Raw genomic sequence first — 21,639 nt, 5'->3', positions numbered from 1 at the left:
CCGCATGGCAGGCACCGAGAACACCACGGGACTCGAGCAGATGATCTGCTTCGACCTCTACGCCGCCTCCCGCGCCATGACCGGCCTCTACCGGCCCGCGCTCGACGCACTCGGGCTCACCTACCCCCAGTACGTCGCCCTCCGCGTCATCTGGCACCGGGACAACCTCACCGTGCGCGAGCTCGGCGCCGCCCTGCAGCTCGACAGCGGCACCCTCTCGCCCCTGCTCAAACGCCTCGAGACCCAGGGCCTCATCCAGCGCCGGCGCGGCACCGACGACGAACGCACCGTCCGGATCAGCACCACCGCGCAAGGTTCCGCACTCCAGCAGCGGGTAGCAGACCTGCCGGAACGCCTCGCCTGCGCACTCGACCTCACGCTCGACGAGTCCACCCAGCTCCACCACCTGCTCGGCCGCATCCGCGGCACCGCAGCAGCCACCACCATCTGACAAGGGGAACCACCATGCAGGCTGTCTACACCGCCTCGGCGACCGCCACCGGCGACGGACGCGGCGGGCACACCCGCTCCAGCGACGGCGTCCTCGACCTCGACCTCGCCGTCCCCAAGGAGATGGGCGGCCCCGGCGGCGCCCACAGCAACCCCGAGCAGCTCTTCGCCGCCGGCTACGCCGCCTGTTTCCACAGCGCCCTCAAGCTGGTCGCCGGCAAGCAGAAGATCACCCTCACCGACACGGCCATCACCGTCGACGTCGGCATCGGCCCCAACGGCCAGGGCGGCTTCGGCCTCACCGTCGCCATCGAGGCCGAGCTCCCCGGCCTCGACGAAGCCACCGCACAGAGCCTGCTCGAGGCCGCCCACCAGGTGTGCCCGTACTCCAACGCGACCCGCGGCAACGTCGACGTCGCCCTGACGGTGGCCTGACATGACCATTGCCCACGTCAACGGCGTCGACCTCCACTACCAGGACTTCGGTACGGGCGACCCGGTCGTCCTCATCCACGGCTGGCCCCTGTCGAGCCGCAGCTGGGAAGCCCAGATCCCCGCACTGATCGCCGACGGCCGGCGCGTCGTCACGTACGACCGCCGCGGCTTCGGCCAGAGCGAGCAGACCTGGGACGGCTACGACTACGACACCTTCGCCGCCGACCTCGACGGACTGCTCCAGCACCTCGACCTGCGCAACGTCACCCTCGTCGGGTTCTCGATGGGCGGGGGAGAAGTAGCCCGCTACCTCGGCACCTACGGCAGCGACCGCATCGCCAAGGCAGTCTTCGCCGGCGCCGTCCCGCCGTACCTCTACAAGACCGACGACAACCCCGAGGGCGCCCTCGACGACGCCACGATCAAGGCGTTCCAGCAGGGCGTCACCAGCGACCGCATCGCGTTCGTCGACGTGTTCGCCACCAACTTCTTCACCGCCGGCAAGGACCTCAAGGTCAGCGACGCCCAGGTCACGTACGCCCAGGAACTGGCCCACGTGGCCTCACCCAAGGGAACGCTGGACTGCATCTCCGCGTTCGGGCTCACCGACTTCCGCGGTGACCTCGCCAAGATCGACGTGCCGACGCTCGTCATCCACGGCGACAGCGACGCGATCGTGCCCCTCGAGAACAGCGGCAAGCGCACCCACGAGGCCATCGCCGGCAGCACCCTCGTCGTGATCCCGGACGGGCCGCACGGCATCAACGCCTCCCACCCGGCCGAGTTCAACGAAGCCCTGCTCGCCTTCCTCAACAGCTAAAGCTTCCCCAGCGCGCGGTTGGTGCGGTTCGCCCGCACCGCCGCGCGTTGCTGTGCCGCCGTCACCTCGATGTACCCCTGCGACGTGGTCAGCGAGGCATGACCGAGCAGCCGCATGATCTCGGAAGCGTTCGCACCATCCTCGGCGAGCCGGGTGGCAAAGGTGTGCCTCAGGGCGTGCAGCTGCGCGCCGCGGGGGACACGGTCGGTGATTCCCGCACGGCGGTAACAGGACTCGACCAGATATTGCAGGCCGCCGCGCTTGAGAGGCTCACCCTTGCGGTCCAGCAGCAGGGGATCGGCAGGCTTGACCCGTCCGAAGCGTCGTTGACGGCTGTCCAGGTAGCGCTCCACGACGGCGTCCAGTTCAGGTTCGATCGGAACCGTCCTGGGCCGACCGCCCTTTCCTGATACTTCTACGCGGCGTTCGCCTGGTCGTCCTGTCAGTGCGCCTGCCGTCAGGGCCAGCAGCTCGGACAGCCTCAGGCCTGCGCAGAGGGCCAGAGCTACCACGGCTACGTCGCGTTCGGGCCAGGGGTCGCGTTGGCGTTCGTCGGTCTGGTTGACGGCCTGCAGGAGTTGCTCCGGCGTGTCCTCGCCGCGCAGAGGCTTGGGGGAGGGGGTGGCCATTTTGGGCTTGCCTACTGCGGGCATGGGGTTGCCGGGGGTGATGCCGTCGATGACCAGGAAGCTGTAGAAGGAATTCCAGCTCGACCAGGCTCGGTAGACGGAGGCCGGGGCACGGTCTTTGGCGAAGGTGGCGAAGGCTGTCCTGAGGATCTTGGGGGAGAGGTCTTTGAGGGTGGCTTCTTTGTCGATCAGGGTGAGGACTGTGGTCAGGTCTCGGCGGTAGGCCATCAGGGTGTGTTCCGAGGGTTTCTGGACGGCTCTTGCTGCGAGGAAGTCTTCGATGAGATCCTTGACCGGTATGTCTTGTTCGTCCTGCATAAGGAATATTATGCAGCATTTTCCATCTTGGTGGGCTGGTGGCGGGTCTGGAATTTTCTGGGCTTCAGTGCGCACCGGCGGCGGGGTGGACTCCGTAGTTGGTTGCTCGCCGGCGTCCCGCTGCGGGTTCTTGGTCCTGCGGTGTTCAGGTCAAGGGCTGGCACTGTGGGATGTTCGTCGGGGTCTTTGTCCGTAGCCACCGTGCGGGGGTTCGTGCGTGGTTGGTGTCCAGCGCGGGTCCGACTCGACTTCGTCGGATCGGTTCTGTGGGGCGGGTTCTCCTGAGGCTTTTACGGGCCCTGGCGCTTAGCTGGCCCAACATCAGCGATGCTGGGCCGCCATGGGGCTCCCGAAGGCCCAACTTCACCGATGTTGTGCCTTCACGGGACTCCCAAAGGCCCGACTTCGCTGATGTTGGGCCTGCCCGCGGCCCCTGAAGGGCCAACTTCACCGATGTTGGGCACGCCAGCGTCACGAAGGCCAGTCTGACCGATGCCGCGGCCTCGCCGGCGTCAGGAAGGCCCAACCTCCTTGAAGTTGGGCCTTCCTGGGCTGGCGAAGGCCCAACTTCATTGAGGTTGGGCCCAGGCCGTGCTTCCTAGGGCTGTTCGCGCTCAGGTTGACATAATGTCAATTATCGACCACGGACAACGTGAGGGCTGCATTGGTTTCCGGCGGGCCTCCAGGGCATTCGCTGACCATCGGCCGCTGAGCTATGCGGGTGTCACCTTCGACAACCTCGACGCTCCTGTTGCAGGCCCTGGCGACGAGGCCGGCCTCGCCCACGCCACCCTCCCGCGCTTCGCGCGAGAACCACCGCCACTTCGCGTCCGCCGACCAGCACGCCGCGGCCAGGCGCAAGATCACCGCAACATCAGCGAAGTTGGGCCATCACCGGGCTCGCGAGGGCCCAACTTCGCCGATGTCGGGCCTTCGCCGGTGTCATGGAGGCCCGACATCGCTGATGTTGGGCAAACCAGCGCCACCAAGGCCCGATCTCACCGATGTCGTCACGCGCGCCGGCGTCAGGAAGACCCAACATCAGCGAAGTTGGGCCCTCGGCGGCGTCGCGAAGGCCCGACTTCAACGATGTTGGGCCTGGTCTCGGTCGGCGTGCCACCTTCGTGAGCGCTTGGAGCGCCTTGTCCGTGATCAGGCGTCTTGTCTGACTGCGGTAGAGCGCAGCGGGCCCACCCTGCGCCCAACAACCACAGCGGCGACGAACTCTTGCCTTCCGTTGCCGCATCGCGGCGACCAGCCGCAGGATGGCGCGAAGTCGCCGCCAAGCTGGTGACCTCATGGGCAGCGCCTCGTGCGGCTGTCCCCCGCCGGTCATCGGTGCCGCGACCTGGCCACGGACGTGCGGTGGCTTGAGGTCAGGCCAGTTCCTGGATGCGGATCATGTTGCCGGCGGGGTCGCGGAAGGCGCAGTCGCGGACGCCGTAGGGCTGGTTGGTGGGTTCCTGAACTACCTCAGCGTTGCTGGCTTCTACCCGTTTGAAGGTTTCGTCGAGGTCCGTGGTGGCCAGGTTGACGCCGGCGTAGGTGCCCTTGGCCATCATTTCGGTGATGGTGCGGCGTTCGTCTTCGGTCACACCCGGGTCGACGTTCGGTGGGTGCAGGACGATGGCGGTGGAGGGCTGGCCGGGTGGGCCGACGGTGAGCCAGCGCATGCCTTCGTAGCCGACGTCGAGGCGTACTTCGAAGCCGAGGGTGTCGCGGTAGAAGGCCAGGGAGGCTTCCGGGTCGGTGTGGGGCAGGAAGCTCGAGTGGATCGTGATTTCCATGGAGGTCACGCTAGTTGCGGCGCGGCTGGCCGCGCTTCTCGATTCCTGATCGGTCTGGTGACCTGTTTTTCGACGCACGACGGCATGCCGGTCGTTGTGCGGGTCTTGGCCCGGTACGTGCTCGGTGGCACTCCGACGAGTTCGGTGAAGCGGGTGCTGAAGGTGCCCAGCGACGAGCAGCCGACGGCGAAGCAGACTTCGGTGACTGTGAGGTCTCCCCCGCGCAGCAGCCACATGGCGCGTTCGATGCGGCGGGTCATCAGGTACGCGTAGGGCGTTTCGCCGTAGGCGCGTTTGAATTCGCGGCTGAGGTGGCCGGATGACATGTGGACGCCGCGGGCTAGGGCTTCGACGTCTAGGGGCTGGGCGTACTCGCGGTCCATGCGGTCGCGGACGCGGCGCAGCAGGGTGAGGTCGCGGAGGTGCTGGTCGGTGGCGGGGCTGCTCACGGGGGCGATGGTGTCATGCCGGGTGTGGTGTTGCCCAGGGTTGCGGTGACGACGCGGTGGACCTCGTGCGGGTCGGGGGGTGTGCCGTGGCGGCCGGCGAAGAGCATGTGGGTGGTGCCGATGAGCATGAGGGCGAGCAGGTCGGTGTCGGACTCCCCCGCCAGGCGGCCTTGGTCGCGTTCGGCGGTGAGGTAGGCGGCGATCATGCGGGTGGCGTCGGCCATGAGGGGGAAGCCGGCGGGCTGGGTGGCGCGGAGGCGGGCGCGGAGGTCGTCGCGGAAGGTGATGAGGCTGAGGATTTCCAGGGCCACCGAGGTGAACAGGGTGGTGAGGGCTTCGGTGACGTTGTCGGCGACGGTGGCCGTTCCGGCGTTCCGGACGAGGGTGTCGGCCTGGTGGTTGATCTTGGCGATTCTGTCGTGGACGAGGGCGGCGAGGAAGTCGTCGAAGTCGGTGAAGTGGCGGTGCAGGACGCCTTTGGCGCAGCCGGCCTCGGTGGTGACGGCTCGGCTGGTCAGGGCGCTGGGGCCGTCGCGGAGCAGGATGCGTTCGGCGGCGGTGAAGAGTTGGTCGCGGACGTCGCGGAGGGCTACGCCGGTCGGCACGCGGAGGCTCCTTCGGCGAACGACTGGATAGACGAGTGGGCAAGCGCCCACTAGCGTGGGCACATGCCCACTCTAGAGCCTCATGAGCAGCGGTCGGTGGCGGAGTCGTTCGGGACGGACGCCGGGTTGTACGACCGGACGCGGCCCCGGTATCCCGATGAGCTGGTCGACCGCATCGTCGGCGGGCGTCGGGGCCTTCAGGTGCTCGATGTCGGGATGGGTACGGGCATCGTGGCGCGGCAGTTGCAGGCGGCCGGGTGTGTGGTGCTCGGGGTCGAGCCGGACGAGCGCATGGCAGCGTTTGCGCGGCGTACCGGATGTGTTGTCGAGGTGGCGACGATCGAGGCGTGGGAGCCCGCGGGCCGGGTGTTCGATGCGGTGGTGTCGGGGCAGGCCTGGCACTGGGTCGATCCGGTGGCCGGCGCGGTGCAAGCGGCGCGGGTGTTGCGGCCGGGTGGGCGGCTGGCGGTGTTCTGGAATGCGGCGCAGCCTCCCCCGGAGCTGGCGGAGGCGTTCGGGGACGTCTACCGGCGGGTGCTGCCGCAGTCGCCGATGACGGCGGGTGTCGACTCGAAGCTGACCGCGGCCGAGATGTACGCGCTGATGGCCGGCAAGGCGGCCGACGGGATGCGCGCTGCGGGTGGTTTCGGTGCGGTTGAGCAGTGGCGGTTCGAGTGGGAGCAGGCGTATTCGCGGGACGAGTGGCTGGCTCAGGTGACGACGCAGGGTGGGCAGAGTCAGGTGCCTGCCCGCGTACGGGAGGAGTTGCTGGAGGGTCTGGGCGCGGCGATCGGTGACGGCTTCACGATGCACTACACGACGGTGGTGGCGACTGCCGTCCGCGAGGTGCCGTTGGTGGGTGGGTTTGTCGGCGCTGCCGTGCGGGTGGGTGACACGGTGCGTAAGGCTCCCCCGCCGGATCCGGGTTTTGTCCGGGGTCTGCTGACGACGTTTGCCGGGCTCGGCTGGGCGGGTGCTCCCCGGTTTCTCGGTACGGACGAGCAGGGCCGCGAGGTGTTGAGTTTTGTCGAGGGTGACGTGCCGTCGGGGCCGGTGTCCGATGAGGCGCTGGCTGCGGTGGCGCGGCTCGTGCGGGAGTTTCATGATCTGACCGGTGGTGTGGTCTGTCATCACGACCTCTCCCCCGGGAACACGGTCTTCCGGGACGGGATGCCGGTGGCGTTCATCGACTGGGACCTGGCCGGGCCGGGGTTGCCGGTGCAGGACCTCGCCCACGTGTGCTGGCAGTTCGTGCCGCTGGGGCCGGGTGCGGACGTCGCCGAGGCGGCGCGGCGGGTGCGGGTGGTTGCTGACGCGTACGGGTGGGTGGATCTGCCCTTGCTGGTGGAGACGGTGTTGTGGTGGCAGGACCGGTGCTGGCGCGGGATCGCGGCGGGGGCCGACGATGGTGTGCCGGCGATGGTGCGGTTGCGGGATGCCGGGGTGGTGGAGTCGGTGCGGGCGGCGTACGCGTGGACGCTGGAGCGGCGGGCCGAGCTCAGCCGTTGAGGGCGCCGAGGAACGTGCGGACGAGCAGGTCGCTGCGGGCGCCGGGGGTGCCGCCTCCGTCGGTGAGTTCCGGGGTGTCGGCGGGGAGTTCGGCGACCTCGTGGATCAGTGACAGGTAGATGCGGCGGCGCCAGAGGGTGCCGGGGGCGGTGATGGCCCCGCTGTCGTGCAGGCGGGTGAAGAGCTGGTCGAGTTCGGTTTCGACCTCGGGGCTCAGTCCCGTGGCGAGGGCGACGGTGAAGCGGTGGCTGAGTTTGAGTTCGAAGACGATCTCGGTGAGGCGGTGCAGGGCGACCAGCGGTGGGGCGGTCCGGACGCGGGCCTGCTCGAAGGCGAGCAGGTAGCGGTCGTTGAGCCGGCTGATCAGGGCGTCGATGAGGGCCTGCCGGGAGGCGAAGCGGCGGTGGACGGTGGCGCGGGCGAGGCCGGCCTCGTCGCCGATGCGTTCGAGGGAGGCGGTCGGTTCGGTGGCGAGCACGGTCTCGGCGGCTTCGAGGATGCGGGCGGTGCTGCGCTCGGCATCGGCGCGTACCCGGCGGGGCGGTGCGACGGCGTCCATGGTCCGCACTCTACATCTGAGACGGCTATCTCTCATCTGTTGACGCAAGTGACACAGCCGTGTTGCAGTTAGTGGGTCAGCACGTCGATCAGAGGAGTACCCATGGATCTGCAACTCGCCGGTAAGCGTGTCCTGGTGACCGGGGCCAGCAAGGGCATCGGCCTGGCGGTCGTCCAGGCGTTCCAGGACGAGGGCGCCTCCGTCGTGGCGGTGTCCCGGCGCAGCACACCCGGGCTCGAGAAGACCGGGGCCGAGTTCTTCGCCGCCGACCTGTCCGCACCCGACGGCCCGCAGCGGATGGTCGAGGCCGTGCTCGCCGCCGACCCCCGGCTCGACGTGCTGGTCAACAACGCCGGTGGCGGCACGATGCCCGAGGGGGCGCTCGGTGACGCCCTCGACGGCGACAACGACGCCTGGGCCGAGGTCTTCGCGCTCAACCTGCTGGCGGCCGTGCGGACGACCCGGGCCGCGCTGCCGGCGTTGAGCCGGGCCCGCGGCGCGGTGGTCAACGTCAGCTCCGACAGCGCCCGCCGGCCGATCGGGGTGCCGCTGCCCTATGCCAGTGCCAAAGCCGCGCTCAACACGTTCTCCCGCGGCCTGGCCGAGAAGTACACCGAGCACGGGGTCAGGATCAACGTCGTCACCCCTTCCGGTACGCGGACAGACCTGATGGAGAGCCCGGACGGTTTTGTGGCGCAGCTGGCGGCGAGCATGAACCTGGAGCACGGCACGTTGCTGGCGGCACTGCCCGGGCAGAGCGGCATGCTGACCGGCGTTCTGATCGAACCGTCCGAGATCGCGCGGGCCGTGGTGCTGCTGTCCTCCCCCACGATGCCCAGCGCGATCGGCTCGAACTGGTCCGTCGACGCCGGAGCACTCAAGGTCGCCTAGGGTGGGCGCGTGACGGAACTCCGGCGGTTGTTCGACGATCTCGTGGGGCTGGAGATCGCGGTCTGGGATGCCGTCGACGCGCGGCTGCGGCAGGACTGCGGGCTGACCGCGGGGCAGTTCATGCCGATGCGGGTGGTGGCGGCGACGCCGGGGTGCCGGGTGCTCGACGTCGCCGCGCAGTTGCAGATCACGGTGGGGGCGGCGAGCAAGGTCGTGGACCGTGTCGAGGCGGCCGGGCACTGCTTGCGGCGGCCCAACCCCGGGGACCGGCGGTCGTCGCTGATCGAGCTGACGCCGGCCGGGGAGGTGGCGCTGGCCGGGGCCGAGGTCGTCTTCGAGCAGGAGTTGCAGGAGCGGCTCGGTGATGTCCTGTCCCCCACGGCGCTGGCCCGCTTCGGCGGCGATCTGGCCAAGCTGCGCGCCGCGAACCGATGACGCAGTGATGTCCCTGTATGTTTCCTCCCATGATGCGGCATCGGGTGGTTCCGCTGCTGATCGTCACGTCGGGCCTGTTCTCGGTGCTGCTGGCGGTGGCCGTGAACGTCGCCACCGGAGGAGTGCTGCCGGGCGGGCTGCAGCCGTGGGCGTGGCTGGCCTGGCCGCTCGTCGGTCTGCTGGCGATGGTCGGGGTCGGTCTGGCGCTGTGGCAGCAGCGGCTCTCGGCGGCGGCGTCCCCTGAGGCCGCTCCGCCGCCGGTGGCTCTCCCGGCCGAGCTGCCGGCGGCGCCCGTGGTGCTGGGGCGTGACGGCGAGCTGGCCGCGCTGGAGTCCGCCGTCGGTGGCGGTGCCCAGCTGCTGGTGATCGCGGCGTCCGCGGGTACGGGGAAGTCCGCTCTGGGGTTGCGGTTCGCCCAGGTGATGCGGGACAGCTACCCCGGCGGGCAGCTGTACGCCGCGCTGCAGGGAGCCTCGGCCGACCCGGTGCTCCCGGAGGACGTGCTGGTGCGGTTCCTGCGGGCGCTGGGGCGCCCGGACGACGAGCTGCGCGGGGACGTGGTGGAGCTGTCGGCGCGGTTCCGGTCGGTGGTCGCCGACCGGCGGGTGCTGGTGCTGCTCGACGACGCCCGCGACGCGGCCCAGGTGCGTCACCTGCTGCCCGGCGGGGAGCACAGCCTGGCCGTGGTGACCAGCCGGCGGCTGCTGTCGGACCTGCTGGGCGCCTCGGTGTTCACCCTCGGTGGCCTGGATCCCGGGTCGGCGCTGGAACTGCTGGCCGTGACCGCCGGCGGTGGCCGTGTCGCCGCGGACCCGGACGGAGCGCGGCGGGTCGTGCAGCTGTGCGGCGGGCTGCCCCTGGCGGTCCGCATCGCCGGCGGGCGGTTGAAGGCCCGGGCGCAGTGGACCCCGACGGCGCTGGCCGACCGGCTCGTCGACGAGGAGCGGCGCCTGGACGAGCTGCGGCTGGCGGACCGGGCGGTGCGGTCGAGCTTCCAGGCCGTCTACGACGAGCTGGCGCCGGGCGAGCAGGTCGTGTTCCGGCTGGCCGGGAGCTACCCGGGTGCGTCGGTCGGGCTGGGCGCCGCGGCGGCCCGCTGTGATCTGGACGAGCAGGCGGTCGCGGACGCCCTCGAACGCCTGACGGACGCGTTCCTGGTCGAGTCGCCGGCGCCGGACCGGTACAGGCTGCACGACCTGCTGCGGTTGTTCGCCCAGGAGCTGGCCGGGGGTGAGGCCGCCGAGTGCCTCGAGCGTCACCTGCGGTGGCTGAGCACGCGGGCCCGGCCGGGCGTGTGGCTCGCCGAGGAACGCGAGGACATCGTCGCCGTGCTGCACGCCGCGGTGGCCGCCGGGCTGGAGGCGCCCGCGCGACGGCTCATCGGGGCGGTGCACCCGCTGGTGACCGGGGGCACCGAGCACGCGTACCGGTTGCGGCTGTGGCAGGCCGGGGTCGCGGCGGCCGGCGAGGACGAGGCTTTCCGCGTACGGGCGCTGCGGTGGGTGTCGCACTCCTACGGGATGGCGGGTCAGGTGGCGCTCGAGCTGCAGACGGCCGAGCAGGCCCTCGACGGTGCGGAGCGGCTCGGCTCGGACGTGCGGGAGATCGCGCTGGCGGCGTGGCGGGTCGGGGACGCCCTGCGGGCCCAGGACCGTTTCACGGAGTCCGAGGCGGCGCTGCTGCGGGCCCTGGACCTGCTGGCCGGCCTGGGCGCCGTCGACGACGAGATCGAGGTCCGGCTCGCGCTCGGAACGCTCTACAACACCTTCTGGAAGCCCGAGCTCAGCGGCCCGCTGCTGGCCCGGGCGCTCGAGCTGCTGCCCGACGGCCCGCAGCCGGTCCGCGGCTGGGCGGTCCTCGGTCTCGGCCTGGCCCACAAGCTCGGCGGCGACCAGGCCAAGGCCCGTGACCTGTACGCGGAAGCCTTCGTGATCGCCCAGCGCTCCGGAGACGACTTCCTGCTCGGCTACTGCCTGCAGGAACGCGGCTGGCTCGCCGCGCAGCAACGGGCGTTCGACGCCGCGCGCGCCGACTTCACCGAGATGCTGGCGATCTTCGAACGGATGCGCAGCGGCACCGGGGTCGGCGGCGCCCACGCCGCGCTGGGCGAGATCGCCGACATGCAGGGGCAGTGGGAGGCGGCGCTGGCACACTACGACGCCGGGGCGGCCGAGTTCGAGCGGCTCGGGATGTGGGTGCGCCTCGGCGAGGTGCTCCTGCACCGCTCCACCGTCCTGAAGATGCTGGGCCGCGAGCTCGAGGCCGAGGCCGCCCGGGAACGCGGTGAGGCGCTCGTCGGTGACGCGCCCCTGCACCGGGGGCCGGGACTGGTGCGGCGGCTCAACGAGCCCACGGAGGAGCAGTGATGAAGTGGATCACCGGTTTTCTGGACACACCGTCGCGGGTCGCCGAGCCGTTCTGGGAGGCGATCACCGGTGCCGGGTTGTCGCCCCGGCGCGGGCCCGGCGGCGAGTTCGCGACGCTGCTGCCCGACGACGGTGACGCGTACCTGCGGGTGCAGGTCGTCGGGGACGGCCCGCCGCGCAGCCACCTGGACCTGCACGTCGAGGACGTGCCGGCGCAGGCCCGGCGGGTGAGCGCGCTGGGCGCGACGGTCGTGCTGGACGACGGTGAGCTCGTGGTGCTGCGCTCCCCGGCCGGTCTGGTGTTCTGCCTGGTGCCCTGGCACGGCGAGCAGGTCCGGCCCGCCGGCGGCCGCAGCCTGGTCGACCAGATGTGCCTGGACCTCCCGCACGCCGTCTTCGACGCCGAGGCGGACTTCTGGTCGGCGGTCACCGGCTTCGAGCGCCGGCCGGGCTCCCTGCCCGAGTTCGACTTCCTGGTACGCCCGGACGGGATGCCCCTGCGGCTGCTGCTGCAACGTGTCGGCGGCGACGAGGCCGGCATGCACCTGGACCTGGCCTGCGACGACCGGCCGGCCGAGGTCGCGCGGCACGTGGAACTGGGCGCGACGGTGGTGCGGTCGGAGCCGCGCTGGACGACGCTGCGGGACCCGGCGGGACGCGTCTACTGCATCACCGACCGCCCGGTGGGGCGTGGCTGACGAGGTTGTCGGTGGGTACTGGTAGAACTGAGCACATTGAAACACGCGTTCGAACTCACCCCAGTGGTGACCACGAAGGGACGACCATGGCTACGGCGGCACGCACCGGCACGCGAGGCCTGAGCACGGACGAGTTGCAGACGATCCGGGACGGCCTGGCCGCCGGGCGGCGGCCGCGGGTGATGTTCACCGAGTCCGCCGGGCAGATCTCCGGGCAGGTGGGCCAGGTCGTGGCGCTCACCGACCCGGCCGAGTCCGACGACTGGGTGGTCGTGCGGTTCGGCCGCGACGAGCTGCCGTTCTCCCCCGACGACCTCAAGATCGCCCCGAAGGGCCCGGTGAAGAAGGCCGCACCCCCGGCGCCGCCCGAGCCGGCCAAGCCCGAGCCGGAGTTCGTCCTCGACAAGCCCGCGCCGGTTGGCCGCCCCCGAGCCGGCGCCTGCCCCGGCCGCCGCGTCCGCCGCTCCGGCTCCCCGCAAGGCACCCGCGCGGGCCGCCAAGCCCAAGCCGCCGCCGGGCCTGACCGTCACCCTCGCCTACACCGACGGCGAGTGGACGATCGCGGCCAACCAGGGCGCGAAGGCCCTGGCCAAGCCCTACGTCGTCAAGCCGTCCGAGGCGATGCGGATGGTCCAGTTCGTCGACGTGCCCGGTGTGCAGGAGGCCGTCGAGCAGATCGTCGCCGCCGAGCGCGCCGAGGCCGAGCAGCAGGCCGAGCGGCTGCGCTCCGAGCTGGCCGAGATCGAGGCCCGGCTGGCGGAGCTGCGCGACGCGGGCTGAGCCGCTCGGCCCGGGCATGCGATCATGGCGCACTGATGGAAGCGTCATGGCGGGTGCCCTGGGTGTGGCGGGCGTTGCTCAGGTTCTCCCGGATCCTCGTGCCGATGTTCTGCCGGCTGCGGGTGTCCGGGGAGGTCCCGGCCGAGCTGCGGCACGGCCCGCTGATCCTCGCGGCCAACCACGTCAGCCCGGTCGACCCGATCGTGATGACCGCGGCGTGCAGCATCGCGCACGTCGCGCCGCGGTTCATGGCCACCGGCGGGCTCTTCGACGCCCCCGTCGCCGGCTGGGCCATGCGCAAGGCCGGGCACCTGCGCGTCGACCGGCACACCGCCCAGGTCGCGCAGGCGCTGCCCGACGCCGCCGAGGCGCTGCGGGCCGGATCGGTGGTGCTGGTCTACCCGGAGGGCCGCATCGGACTCGACCCGTGGATGTGGCCCGAACGTGGCAAGACCGGCGTGGCCCGCATGGCGGCGGCGTCCGGGGCGCCCGTGATCCCGGTCGCGCAGTGGGACACCCACCGGGTGCTGCCGTACGCCGCACCGGTCGGCCTGGCCAAGTCCGTGCTGCTGGCCCTGTGGCACCGGCCCGTCGTGCAGGTCCGCTTCGGTGAACCCGTCGACCTGAGCGGCCTCACCGGCACGGCCGGCGCGCAGGCGATGCAGGCCACCGACCGCATCGTCGAGGGCATCGCCCGCACCCTGGTGCCGCTGCGCCGCGACGAGCTCGAGACACCGCTGTTCGTCGACACGACCCGCCCGCCCGACACCTCCCGGGTCCGGCGCACCCGCTCAGCCGGGCTTGAGCAGCGCTAACTGCGTCACCAGCTGCACCAGCCGGTACGCCTCAGCGACGTCCGCCGCGGTGAAGCCGATCGTGCGGGCGCCCGGCGCGCGGCTCACCCCGGGAATCAGCGTCGCCACGTCCACGGTGTACGGCCCGTACAGGTCGATCTCGACCTTCAACGGGCCGGGGAAAGTCACCAGCGGCACCTGATCGTGGCGGCGTACGGCTTTGGCGGCGGCCCGGTGCAGCTGGTCACGGGCCTCCTCGGGGTGCAACGCGATCGTGGCGGCCTGCCCGACGGCCTGCTTCACGGCGACCGTGGCCGCGGACGGCACCAGCTCGAGCAGTTCCGCACACGCGGTGTCGTCACCACTGAGGAGCACCACGGGCGCGCCGTGATGGCCGGCCAGGGCGGCGTTCAGGCCGATCTCCCCCAGCGACCGGCCGTCGACACGGATGTCGAGGACACCGTCGCCGATCGTGTGGGCCAGCACGCTCGGCCCCGACCCTGCCCGGGCGTGGTAGCCGACGAACAGCACCGCATCGGTGGTGTCGTCGAGACCGGCCATCATCCCCAGCGGGCGCGGCTTGCCCCGCACCAGACGCGCCCGGCGGTCCAGCTCCTCGGGCAGCAGATTACGGAACGTGCCGTGCGCGTCGGCGACCAGGACCTGCGCGGCCGGCACGGCTTCGAGCACACCCGCCACCGCGGCGTTGACCTCGGCGGTCATCAGGGCACGACCACGCTCGTAGTCGTAGCCACCCGGGTTGGTCTCCGTCGGATGCACGATCCCGGAGATGCCCTCCAGGTCGGCTGAGATCAGCACCTTCATCGCCGCGACCCTATAGGTTCGCGCCATGACTGAGCCGATCAGCGCCGGGCAGTTCCACGCCGCCGACGGGGTCGAGGACTGGCGGTCGCTCTATCACGTGGTCACGGCGTACTTCCCCACCGGATCGCTCAGGCGCGGCATCGCGCTCGCCGACCGGATAGGCCAGGTCCTCGGTGAGGCCGACGAGCAGGACGTCACCATCGACCTGCGCCACAGCGGAGTGACCGTGAGCCTGCGCCGGCGCGACGCCGACCTGGCCCGCCGGATCTCGGCTGCCGCCGCCGGGCTGGGCCTGACCGCCGACCCGGCCGCCGTGCAGGTCGTCAACATCACCCTCGACGCCCTCACCGGAGCGGACGTCCTGCCGTTCTGGCGAGCAGTGCTGGGCTACGGACAGATCGGCGACGACTACCTGTACGACCCGGCCCGCCGCGGCCCCGGCTTCGGGCTGCAGCAGATGACCGCGGCACGCCCCGACCGCAACCGCATGCACGTCGACGTCGCCGTCCCGCACGACCAGGCCGAAGCCCGCGTCGCCGCCGCCCTGGCCGCCGGTGGTCACCTGGTCTCCGACGAGCACGCACCCCGGTGGTGGACCCTGGCCGACCCCGAAGGCAACGAAGCCTGCATCGCCACCTGGCTCGCCCCACGGCGCACGTAGTTGCGCCGTGGGGCGGCACCTCATGCGTGCTCGGGTGAGGCGGTGACGACCACGAAGGTGAAGTCCTCGCGGGCCTTGGCGTAGACGGGCAGGGGCAGACGGATGCGTCCGGAGTCGACCAGGCCGCGCACGGCCGGACGGCTCAGGCCGAACCCGGCGGTGAGCAGCTTCTCGACCCGGACCGGTGCCGGGAGTTCGAACCTGACGATGACCTCGTGCGGCGCGGCGTCCCCGCGCTGGAGGTCGTAGAACGGCATGTCGGTGTCCAGCCGCCAGGTGCCTGTCCAGTCGAGCTGGTAGCCGGCCCTCTGCGCGAGGGTCGCATCCATGGTCAGTTGTCGCACCACGGCCGGATCGTTGTCGTGGAACTTCACCAACCGCTCGTGGTCGAGCGCCCGTACGTTGACGCGCTCGTGGACGGGGACCTTCGACGTACGGCCGCACAGCTCGCAGCAGATGAGCAGCCACACGTCGAGCAGCTTGTGGTTGGCGTTGACCCGGATCTTCCCGGTGGGACGGTGACGGGTGGACCTGCACGACACGCAGGCCTTCACGATGGCCGGCAGTCCGACCTCGCTGACCACCCACAGTGCTTTGCGGTCGATACCGGGTTCGCGGCCGTCGGCCGGCCCGTGAACAGGGCGGGATATATGCATGGTTTCGCGATTCCAGGGTTCAGGCAGGAGGCAGCGCCCGGCAGCGCGACGGCGCTTCGGGGGAAACCTCCCGGATCCAGTGGCGGGCAGCCGGTGTCTCGGCGAGGAGCACACCCGGCCTGTCGAGTGGCACGGCTGACCGAGACGGGGAGTGGCTCGAACCCGTCTTCATCCCGCACGTGCGCCACTGGTCACTGACCCATGCGCGCCAGCATGGTCAACCCGAGGGCGGCCGGGCAACGGATTTTCCGGCTCGGGGAAACTCGCTGTCGGTTGTCGGAGGGGGGTGGTACAAAGCCGCGGTGGAAAAGAATCTGGAGTTCGCCGACCTGCTGCGGCTGATGGAAGAACGAACAACCGCGTTCCGGGCGGCGGTCGCCGCGGCACCCAGCCTCGACGCGCAAGTACCGACCTGCCCCGAATGGACGTTGTTCGACCTGGTGCAGCACCTCGGCGAAGGCCGCCGCCGCTGGGCCGGCATCGTGGCCGCCGGCCCCGCCGACGCCCAGCCCCCCTTCTCTCCCCCGCCGCCGCCCCGCGAGCGCGAGGCCCTGCTGGACTGGTTCACCGCGTCGACAGAGCAGCTGCAGACCGCACTGCGGGAGGCCGGCCCCGACCGTGGTTGCTGGACGTGGTGGGGCGAGTCGCAGTCGCCGCGCACCACCGGCGCCGTGGCCCGCCACCAGCTCCAGCAGGTCGCCGTCCACACGTACGACGCCCAGGTCACCATCGGCGCCCCGCAGCCCCTGCCGGAAGACGTCGCCCTCGACGGCGTCGACGAGTTCCTGACCACCTGCGTCGCCACGACGGCCGCGTGGCCGCACGAGCCCGCGATCGTCGACTACCACGCCACCGAAGGCCCCTCCTGGCGTCTCTGGTTCACCGCCGAAGGCGCAAAGACCGCCCGCCTCTCCACACCGATCGCCGACCCCGACCCGGAAATGGCCTACGTCTCCGCCCGCGGCACGGCCAACGAGCTGGTCATGTTCTTCTACGACCGCATCCAGATGGACTCGGTCAAGGTCGAAGGCGACACCCGCGTCTTCGACCAGCTGATCGCCTGGGAACCAGAGGTCTAAGACCCGACAAGGCCCGGCCCAGGCCTGAACGCAGCCCCGGCCGGCTCCGGCCTCCACAGCCGGGCCGGCGCCCCCTCGCCCGAGAACGGTGGCGCGGCTTGCGACTGCGGTCCGGCCGGCGGCCGATCGGCGCCCCTGTCGATAACGGTGGCCCGGTTTATGACTGCGGTCCGGCCGGCCGTCCATCGGCGGCCCTGCCGATAACGGTGGCGCGGTTCGCGACTGCGGTCCGGCCGGCGATCGGCGCCCTCGCCGGCACGCGTGACGGCGGTGGCCGGGGTGAGGCCACCCCGGGCGATGTGACGGACACGTCGCCCCGCAGGACGCGGTTGTCCACGTCCTGCGGGCTCCCCGGGCCTGCCTGCTGCGTGAGCACGTCAGGAAGACCCAATATCAGCGAAGTTGGGCCCTCGCCGGCGTCGCGAAGGCCCAACTTCGCTGATGTTGGGGCCTTCATGACACTGGCGAAGGCCCGACATCGGTGAAGCTGGGCCCTCGTGAGCCCGGTGATGGCCCAGCATCGCTGATGTTGTGATGATCTTGCTGCTGGCCGCGGCGTGCCGGCCGGCGGAGGCGAAGCGGCGGTGGACGGTGGCGCGGGCAAGGCCGGGCCTCGTCGCCAGGCGCAACAGGAGCGTCGAGGTTGTCGAGGGTGACAGCCCCGTCGGCCCGGGGCGCTCTCGCCGCCGGGGCCGAGGCGGAAGCGTTGAAACGGCAGGGAATGCGGCGGCCCGGGGCAACCGCTCACGCCCGGCCTGCGCCGCGTCCTGGACGTTGCTGGAGATCTCGCCGATGGACGCGCCCATCTCCTCCGCGCTCGCCACCGGTCGCGGCTATCTCACCGGCCTACCGGGAGACACCCTCCGAGCCGCGGTCTCTGCCACAAACGAACCAACCGAACCCCGGCGCCGGCCACCGCGGAGACGCCTGCCCGACCGCCTGGTCGTGCAGGTGGGTGGGCCGCGATCCGAACAACACGCCGTCGAACGCGCTCAACGCGGCGTCGTGAACGCAGGTGAGCGAGGAGACGTGGGCGGCGCGCAAGGACGACGGGACGGTTGCCCTGCACGATCGGTCTCGGGCGCGTGACGTTGCCCAGCTCGGGAGATCGGTCCGCGCCGGATCGGGGCGATCGTCACGCGGCTGGCCGCCGCTCCGGACTGGACGAACGTGCAGGCGGTCGGTGATCACCGGCCTTTACGGTCCGGATGCGGCCTGACCGTCGAACGGAAGAGTGAGACCGCGGGGGGTTCGGTTCGGGGCTCAGCCGATCACGCAGCCGGCAATCGGCGGGAGCGACGGTCAGCACCACCCACCGAGGCACGACCTGAACTGGACCTTGATCGGGGTCTCGGAAAGCTCTCCGGCAATCGGCGCGGAAGAGGTCGGGAAGCTTTCCGCAATCCAGACCCTGATCGAACTCTCCGACGCCTATCGCCTGTCGGTTGTCATGGGGTTCGGCGTTGGCGGAGGTAGGCGAGGACGGCTTCGCGGGTGGTGCGGACGCCGAAGAGGGCGCGGGCTTCGGCGATGCGGCGGTTGGCGGTGCGCAGGGAGAGGAATTCGGCGGCTGCGGCTGCGGCGATGGTGTCGCCGGCGGCGAGGCGGTCGAGGAGGGCGCGTTGTTCGGGGACGAGGTCGGCGACGGTGTCGCCGGGTTCGGCCGGGGCGCTCTGGCCGCCGGGGCCGAGGTGGACGCTGCCGAGGCGGGTCAGGTCGTCGATCAGGGCGCGGCCGAGCTGCGTTTCGGCGTCGCAGACGGCGACGATGCCGGCGCCGCGGGCTGCGGCCAGGACGGCGAGCTGGAGGTTCTCCGGGTCGGTGATGCGGCCGTGCAGGACCAGCCGGGCCGAGGTGACGTCCCAGGCGGGGTCGGGCAGGGCGAAGCCCTCGCGGACGGTCCAGCCGTCACGGGTCAGGCGGCGCACGACGGTGTCGGCGTCGGCGCCGGAGGAGACGACGTGGCGGGGTGCGTCGGGCTGTCGTGTCACCGGCCATCCTCACGGTCGGGGTGTTCCGCGGACGCTTCGATCTGGGTCAGGGCCAGGGCGGCTGCCTCCGTTCGGGTGCGGGCGCCGAGTTTGCGCATGCCGGCCCGGATGTGGGTGTCGACGGTCTCGGCCGAGATGCCGAGCTGGCCCGCGATGCGGCGGGTCGGCTCTCCGGCGGCGACCAGGCGCAGCACGTCGGTCTCCCGGCGGGTCAGGCGGGTGCCGGAGCGGGGGCTGCGGGTGTCGCGGTGAACGTGGTGGCGGCGCAGGCCTCGGCGGGCCCGGCCGGCCAGGACGACCAGGCCGGCGGTGTCGGCGAGGTGTTCGGCCTGGAGGAGGGCGGCGACGGCGCGTTCGGGGTCGGTGTCGTGGAGGCCGGCGGCGAGCAGGCAGCGGATCTGTTCACGCAGGGAGGTGCCCGACCAGCCGTCGGCGGCCGCGGTGAAGCCGGTGCCGGTCGCCCAGGCGGTGAGGGTGCGCCGGGCCGCGGCGGGCAGACCCGCCGGGATCGCCGGTGCCGGACCGTCCAGCTCGAACGCCGACGCGAACGCCGCCCGTGCGGTCGCCCCGGTGTCGTAGGCCGCCCACCGGGCGGTGATGTGCCGCAGACCGGTGAGCAGGCCCGCGGTGGTGAGGTCGGGGGGTTGTGCGGCGCGGTCGGGCTGGCCGTCGAGCCAGGCGGCTTCGCGGGCCACCCAGGCGGTCGCCGGATGCCCGTCGGGGGCGGTGAGCCGGCCGCGGGCGGCGGCGAGCAGGCCGGTGTCGGCCTCGACCAGGGCTGCGGCGGCGATCGCGTACCCGCGGGCGTCGGCGGGCAGGGCCCGGTCGGTGAGGTCGGCGGCGCGGCGCAGGGCCCGGTCGGCTGCTTCCTGCGCCGTGAGGGCCGCGCGCGGCACAGCAAGAGCGGGATCGGCTCCAGCCGTGCCCGGCACAGCGAAAGCGGGACCGGCTCCGGCCGTGCCCGGCACGGCATGCCCAGCGGGCAGGACCGATTCGGCCAGGGCCGCAGCCGACGCCACAGTCCCGGCGGGCATGTCAGTTCCGGTGGCCGCGACCGACGGCGGCGACCCGGCCGGCGTGGCGTCCGATGACCAGGCCCGCGGGGCGTGCGAGGAGCCGGTGGCGGGGGTGTCGTCGGGTGCTGTCGCTGCGGCGGCCGAGGCGGCGATCATCGTGCCCTGGAGGACCTCGGACCAGTCGGCGACGGCCAGGAAGCGGGTCTGCCAGCTGTAGGCCAGGTCGGCCGCGCACGCCGCGGCCGACTCCCGGGCGACCCGGGCGGCCTGCGTCAGGCGGCCGTCAGCCACGAGGTGTTCGACGAGGAGCCAGGCGCTCCAGCGGCCGGTCAGCGGGTCCGCCCCCGCCCCGGCGGCTGCGGCGAGCTCGGTGTCCCAGCCGGGTGTGCGGTGTGCGGCGCGGACGGCGGCCAGGGCTGCGGCCACACCGGGTGGCGGTGCCGGGTAGCGGGCGGCGATCTTCTCGGCGGTGTCGCGGGCGGCGGCGGGGTCGGTGGCCAGGTCGGCGAGCAGGAGGATCCGGTCGCGGGCGGCGACGACCAAGGCGGCCGAGGCGTCAGGGACCGGGCGTACGGCCGCGCGGGCACCCAGCGGGTCGCCGGCCTGCAGCAGGGCCTCGCCGCGCAGCACGTCCGCTTCGACGCCCAGCGGTGCGGCGGTGGTCAGGACCCGGGCGGCGGCGTGGGGGCGCCCGGAGGACAGCAGGGCGTCGGCGGCAGCGATCCGCACGCGGGAGCTGACCGTCACGCCGGGCAGTTCGCAGGCGAAGAGCAGCAGGTCGGCGCGGTCGCCGCCGCGGTCGGCTGCGGTCAGTGCCTTCCGGTACGCGCCCTGGTGGTCCCCGGCCGCGGCGAGGTGCCGGGCGGCTTCGGCGTCCGGGGTGAGGGCGGCCAGTGCCCGGTGCAGGTCGACACGTGCGTCGGCGTCGAGGAGGCCGGCGGCGGTCTCTGCGAAGTACGCCGACACCGGCACCAGGCCGTCGCCGTCCTCGGTGACCAGTCCGGCCTCGCGCAGGGCGTCGGCACCCGGGCCGAGCAGGGCGGCCGGGGCGGGACGGCCGAGCAGGCCGAGCGCCGCCAGCGCGGTGCGGGCGGGACGGGGCAGGTCGGCCAGGGCCGTGGCGATCGCGTAGGCGACCTGGTCGATGTCGGTGTCGGGGGTGCCGCGGCCGGCGCCGGCCTGCCGGGAGAGGGCGGTGATGGCCAGCGGGTTGCCGCCGGCGCGCTGGACGACGGCGGCGAGGGCCTCGTCGCTGAGCTGGCCACCCGCGCGGCGGGCCAGGTCCGTCGCCGTGTCCGGTGACAGCGGGAGCACGTCGAGCCAGGCCGTCGCGGTCGCCCGCAGCGCCGCGACCGTCTCGGCGGGCAGGCGGTGCGGGGCGCGCAGGGCGACGACCACGCGGATGTGCTCGGCCAGGTGCGGCAGGGCGGCCAGGGTGGCGGGGTCGGCGTACTGCAGGTCGTCGAGGACGAGCAGGCCGCCGCGGACCCGGGAGTGCACCGCCTCGGCCAGCAGCGGCACGTCGTGGGCGGGCAGGCGGGCCTTGACGGCCCTCGACAACGCCAGGGCCGGTACGGCGGCCAGCATCGCCAGCCCGCCCCCGGCGTACACGGGTCCCGGTGCGGTGGCCGCGATGCGCCGCAGGAGCGTGGAGCGGCCGGATCCGGGCGCGCCGGTGAGCATGACGAGCCCGGGGCGGCGCAGATGCGCGGCGGCCAGCCCGGCCAGGTCCTGCTGTGCCACCCGCGTCCCCCGTCTCTGTCCCGCGGACCGCTGTCCGTGCCCGGGTGGCACGAACACGGGATCTGCGTCGTCTCGCCGGTCCGTAGTCTGTGGTGCGGCAGGCGTCCCGCCCTGCCCGCGAACGGGAAAGGTGGCGACTGTGT

General features: G+C 72.1%; 20 protein-coding genes and 1 pseudogene. 12 read left to right on the top strand and 9 right to left on the bottom strand.

The window, feature by feature from the left end:
• The first annotated feature begins 4 nt into the window (after window positions 1–4).
• The 3 genes from AFR_RS21655 to AFR_RS21645 are packed head-to-tail and all read left to right on the top strand — an operon-like array spanning window position 5 to window position 1,705.
• The gene (locus AFR_RS21655) at window positions 5–451 is read left to right on the top strand and encodes a MarR family winged helix-turn-helix transcriptional regulator (RefSeq protein WP_023362940.1); all 447 of its coding nucleotides are present in this window, start codon (window positions 5–7) and stop codon (window positions 449–451) included.
• Between the two features lie 14 nt (window positions 452–465).
• On the top strand, window positions 466–885 hold the full coding sequence (locus tag AFR_RS21650; RefSeq protein WP_023362939.1) for an organic hydroperoxide resistance protein: 420 nt from the start codon (window positions 466–468) through the stop codon (window positions 883–885).
• A gap of 1 nt (window position 886) precedes the next feature.
• Window positions 887–1,705, top strand: coding sequence for an alpha/beta fold hydrolase (locus AFR_RS21645; protein WP_023362938.1), 819 nt, complete (start codon window positions 887–889; stop codon window positions 1,703–1,705).
• On the opposite strand, the gene AFR_RS21640 is transcribed toward AFR_RS21645, so the two are convergent.
• From AFR_RS21640 to AFR_RS21620, 4 genes are all read right to left on the bottom strand, one after another.
• A complete protein-coding gene (locus AFR_RS21640; protein ID WP_023362937.1) occupies window positions 1,702–2,652 on the bottom strand; it encodes a tyrosine-type recombinase/integrase in 951 nt (316 codons plus the stop codon). The two genes, AFR_RS21645 and AFR_RS21640, sit on opposite strands and share 4 nt — an antisense overlap.
• 1,376 nt (window positions 2,653–4,028) lie before the next feature.
• Window positions 4,029–4,439, bottom strand: coding sequence for a VOC family protein (locus tag AFR_RS21630; protein WP_023362936.1), 411 nt, complete (start codon window positions 4,437–4,439; stop codon window positions 4,029–4,031).
• Window positions 4,440–4,444: 5 nt separating this feature from the next.
• A complete protein-coding gene (locus tag AFR_RS21625; protein WP_148308301.1) occupies window positions 4,445–4,822 on the bottom strand; it encodes a helix-turn-helix transcriptional regulator in 378 nt (125 codons plus the stop codon).
• A gap of 62 nt (window positions 4,823–4,884) precedes the next feature.
• Window positions 4,885–5,493, bottom strand: a complete 609-nt coding sequence (locus AFR_RS21620) for a TetR/AcrR family transcriptional regulator (protein ID WP_023362934.1) — start codon at window positions 5,491–5,493, stop codon at window positions 4,885–4,887.
• Between the two features lie 63 nt (window positions 5,494–5,556).
• Here AFR_RS21620 and AFR_RS44570 point away from each other — a divergent pair, with 63 nt between their 5' ends.
• Window positions 5,557–7,002: a methyltransferase domain-containing protein gene (locus tag AFR_RS44570; RefSeq protein ID WP_063749542.1), complete on the top strand. Its 1,446-nt coding sequence runs from the start codon at window positions 5,557–5,559 to the stop codon at window positions 7,000–7,002.
• Here AFR_RS44570 and AFR_RS21610 read toward each other — a convergent pair.
• On the bottom strand, window positions 6,992–7,561 hold the full coding sequence (locus AFR_RS21610; RefSeq protein ID WP_023362932.1) for a TetR/AcrR family transcriptional regulator: 570 nt from the start codon (window positions 7,559–7,561) through the stop codon (window positions 6,992–6,994). The two genes, AFR_RS44570 and AFR_RS21610, sit on opposite strands and share 11 nt — an antisense overlap.
• 102 nt (window positions 7,562–7,663) lie before the next feature.
• On the opposite strand from AFR_RS21610, the gene AFR_RS21605 reads away from it, so the two are divergent.
• The 6 genes and pseudogenes from AFR_RS21605 (at window position 7,664) to AFR_RS21580 (ending at window position 13,546) form a co-directional block, all read left to right on the top strand.
• The gene (locus tag AFR_RS21605) at window positions 7,664–8,452 is read left to right on the top strand and encodes an SDR family NAD(P)-dependent oxidoreductase (RefSeq protein WP_023362931.1); all 789 of its coding nucleotides are present in this window, start codon (window positions 7,664–7,666) and stop codon (window positions 8,450–8,452) included.
• Window positions 8,453–8,461: 9 nt separating this feature from the next.
• Window positions 8,462–8,887 carry a MarR family winged helix-turn-helix transcriptional regulator gene (locus tag AFR_RS21600; RefSeq protein ID WP_023362930.1) on the top strand — a complete coding sequence of 142 codons (426 nt, stop codon included), beginning with the start codon at window positions 8,462–8,464 and terminating at the stop codon, window positions 8,885–8,887.
• Window positions 8,888–8,916: 29 nt separating this feature from the next.
• Window positions 8,917–11,253, top strand: a complete 2,337-nt coding sequence (locus AFR_RS48455) for an ATP-binding protein (protein ID WP_052359426.1) — start codon at window positions 8,917–8,919, stop codon at window positions 11,251–11,253.
• Window positions 11,253–11,951: a VOC family protein gene (locus AFR_RS21590; protein WP_023362928.1), complete on the top strand. Its 699-nt coding sequence runs from the start codon at window positions 11,253–11,255 to the stop codon at window positions 11,949–11,951. Before AFR_RS48455 ends, AFR_RS21590 begins: the two co-directional genes overlap by 1 nt.
• Window positions 11,952–12,037: 86 nt before the next feature.
• Window positions 12,038–12,731 (top strand): annotated as a pseudogene (locus AFR_RS21585) (hypothetical protein).
• 35 nt (window positions 12,732–12,766) lie between these two features.
• Window positions 12,767–13,546 carry a lysophospholipid acyltransferase family protein gene (locus AFR_RS21580; protein ID WP_041841040.1) on the top strand — a complete coding sequence of 260 codons (780 nt, stop codon included), beginning with the start codon at window positions 12,767–12,769 and terminating at the stop codon, window positions 13,544–13,546.
• Here AFR_RS21580 and AFR_RS21575 read toward each other — a convergent pair.
• On the bottom strand, window positions 13,523–14,350 hold the full coding sequence (locus tag AFR_RS21575) for a M55 family metallopeptidase (protein WP_023362924.1): 828 nt from the start codon (window positions 14,348–14,350) through the stop codon (window positions 13,523–13,525). The genes AFR_RS21580 and AFR_RS21575 overlap by 24 nt on opposite strands.
• 25 nt (window positions 14,351–14,375) lie before the next feature.
• Between AFR_RS21575 and AFR_RS21570 the strand changes: the two genes are divergently transcribed.
• Window positions 14,376–15,011, top strand: a complete 636-nt coding sequence (locus tag AFR_RS21570; RefSeq protein ID WP_023362923.1) for a VOC family protein — start codon at window positions 14,376–14,378, stop codon at window positions 15,009–15,011.
• A gap of 20 nt (window positions 15,012–15,031) precedes the next feature.
• On the opposite strand, the gene AFR_RS21565 is transcribed toward AFR_RS21570, so the two are convergent.
• Window positions 15,032–15,595, bottom strand: a complete 564-nt coding sequence (locus AFR_RS21565) for a DUF1062 domain-containing protein (RefSeq protein WP_023362922.1) — start codon at window positions 15,593–15,595, stop codon at window positions 15,032–15,034.
• A 374-nt stretch (window positions 15,596–15,969) separates the two neighbouring features.
• Here AFR_RS21565 and AFR_RS21560 point away from each other — a divergent pair, with 374 nt between their 5' ends.
• Window positions 15,970–16,746, top strand: coding sequence for a maleylpyruvate isomerase family mycothiol-dependent enzyme (locus AFR_RS21560; protein WP_023362921.1), 777 nt, complete (start codon window positions 15,970–15,972; stop codon window positions 16,744–16,746).
• Window positions 16,747–18,194: 1,448 nt separating this feature from the next.
• Here AFR_RS21560 and AFR_RS21555 read toward each other — a convergent pair.
• Both AFR_RS21555 and AFR_RS44565 read right to left on the bottom strand, forming a co-directional pair.
• Entirely contained in the window at window positions 18,195–18,737 is a 543-nt protein-coding gene (locus AFR_RS21555; protein ID WP_023362920.1) for a hypothetical protein, read from the bottom strand.
• Window positions 18,734–21,496 (bottom strand): LuxR C-terminal-related transcriptional regulator, encoded by a 2,763-nt coding sequence (locus AFR_RS44565; protein WP_023362919.1) that lies wholly within the window; start codon window positions 21,494–21,496, stop codon window positions 18,734–18,736. Before AFR_RS44565 ends, AFR_RS21555 begins: the two co-directional genes overlap by 4 nt.
• Between the last annotated feature and the right edge of the window lie 143 nt (window positions 21,497–21,639).

It is taken from the genome of Amorphoplanes friuliensis DSM 7358 (genome assembly GCF_000494755.1).
Lineage (GTDB): Bacteria > Actinomycetota > Actinomycetes > Mycobacteriales > Micromonosporaceae > Actinoplanes > Actinoplanes friuliensis.
This window is presented reverse-complemented; position numbering and strand designations above follow the sequence as displayed.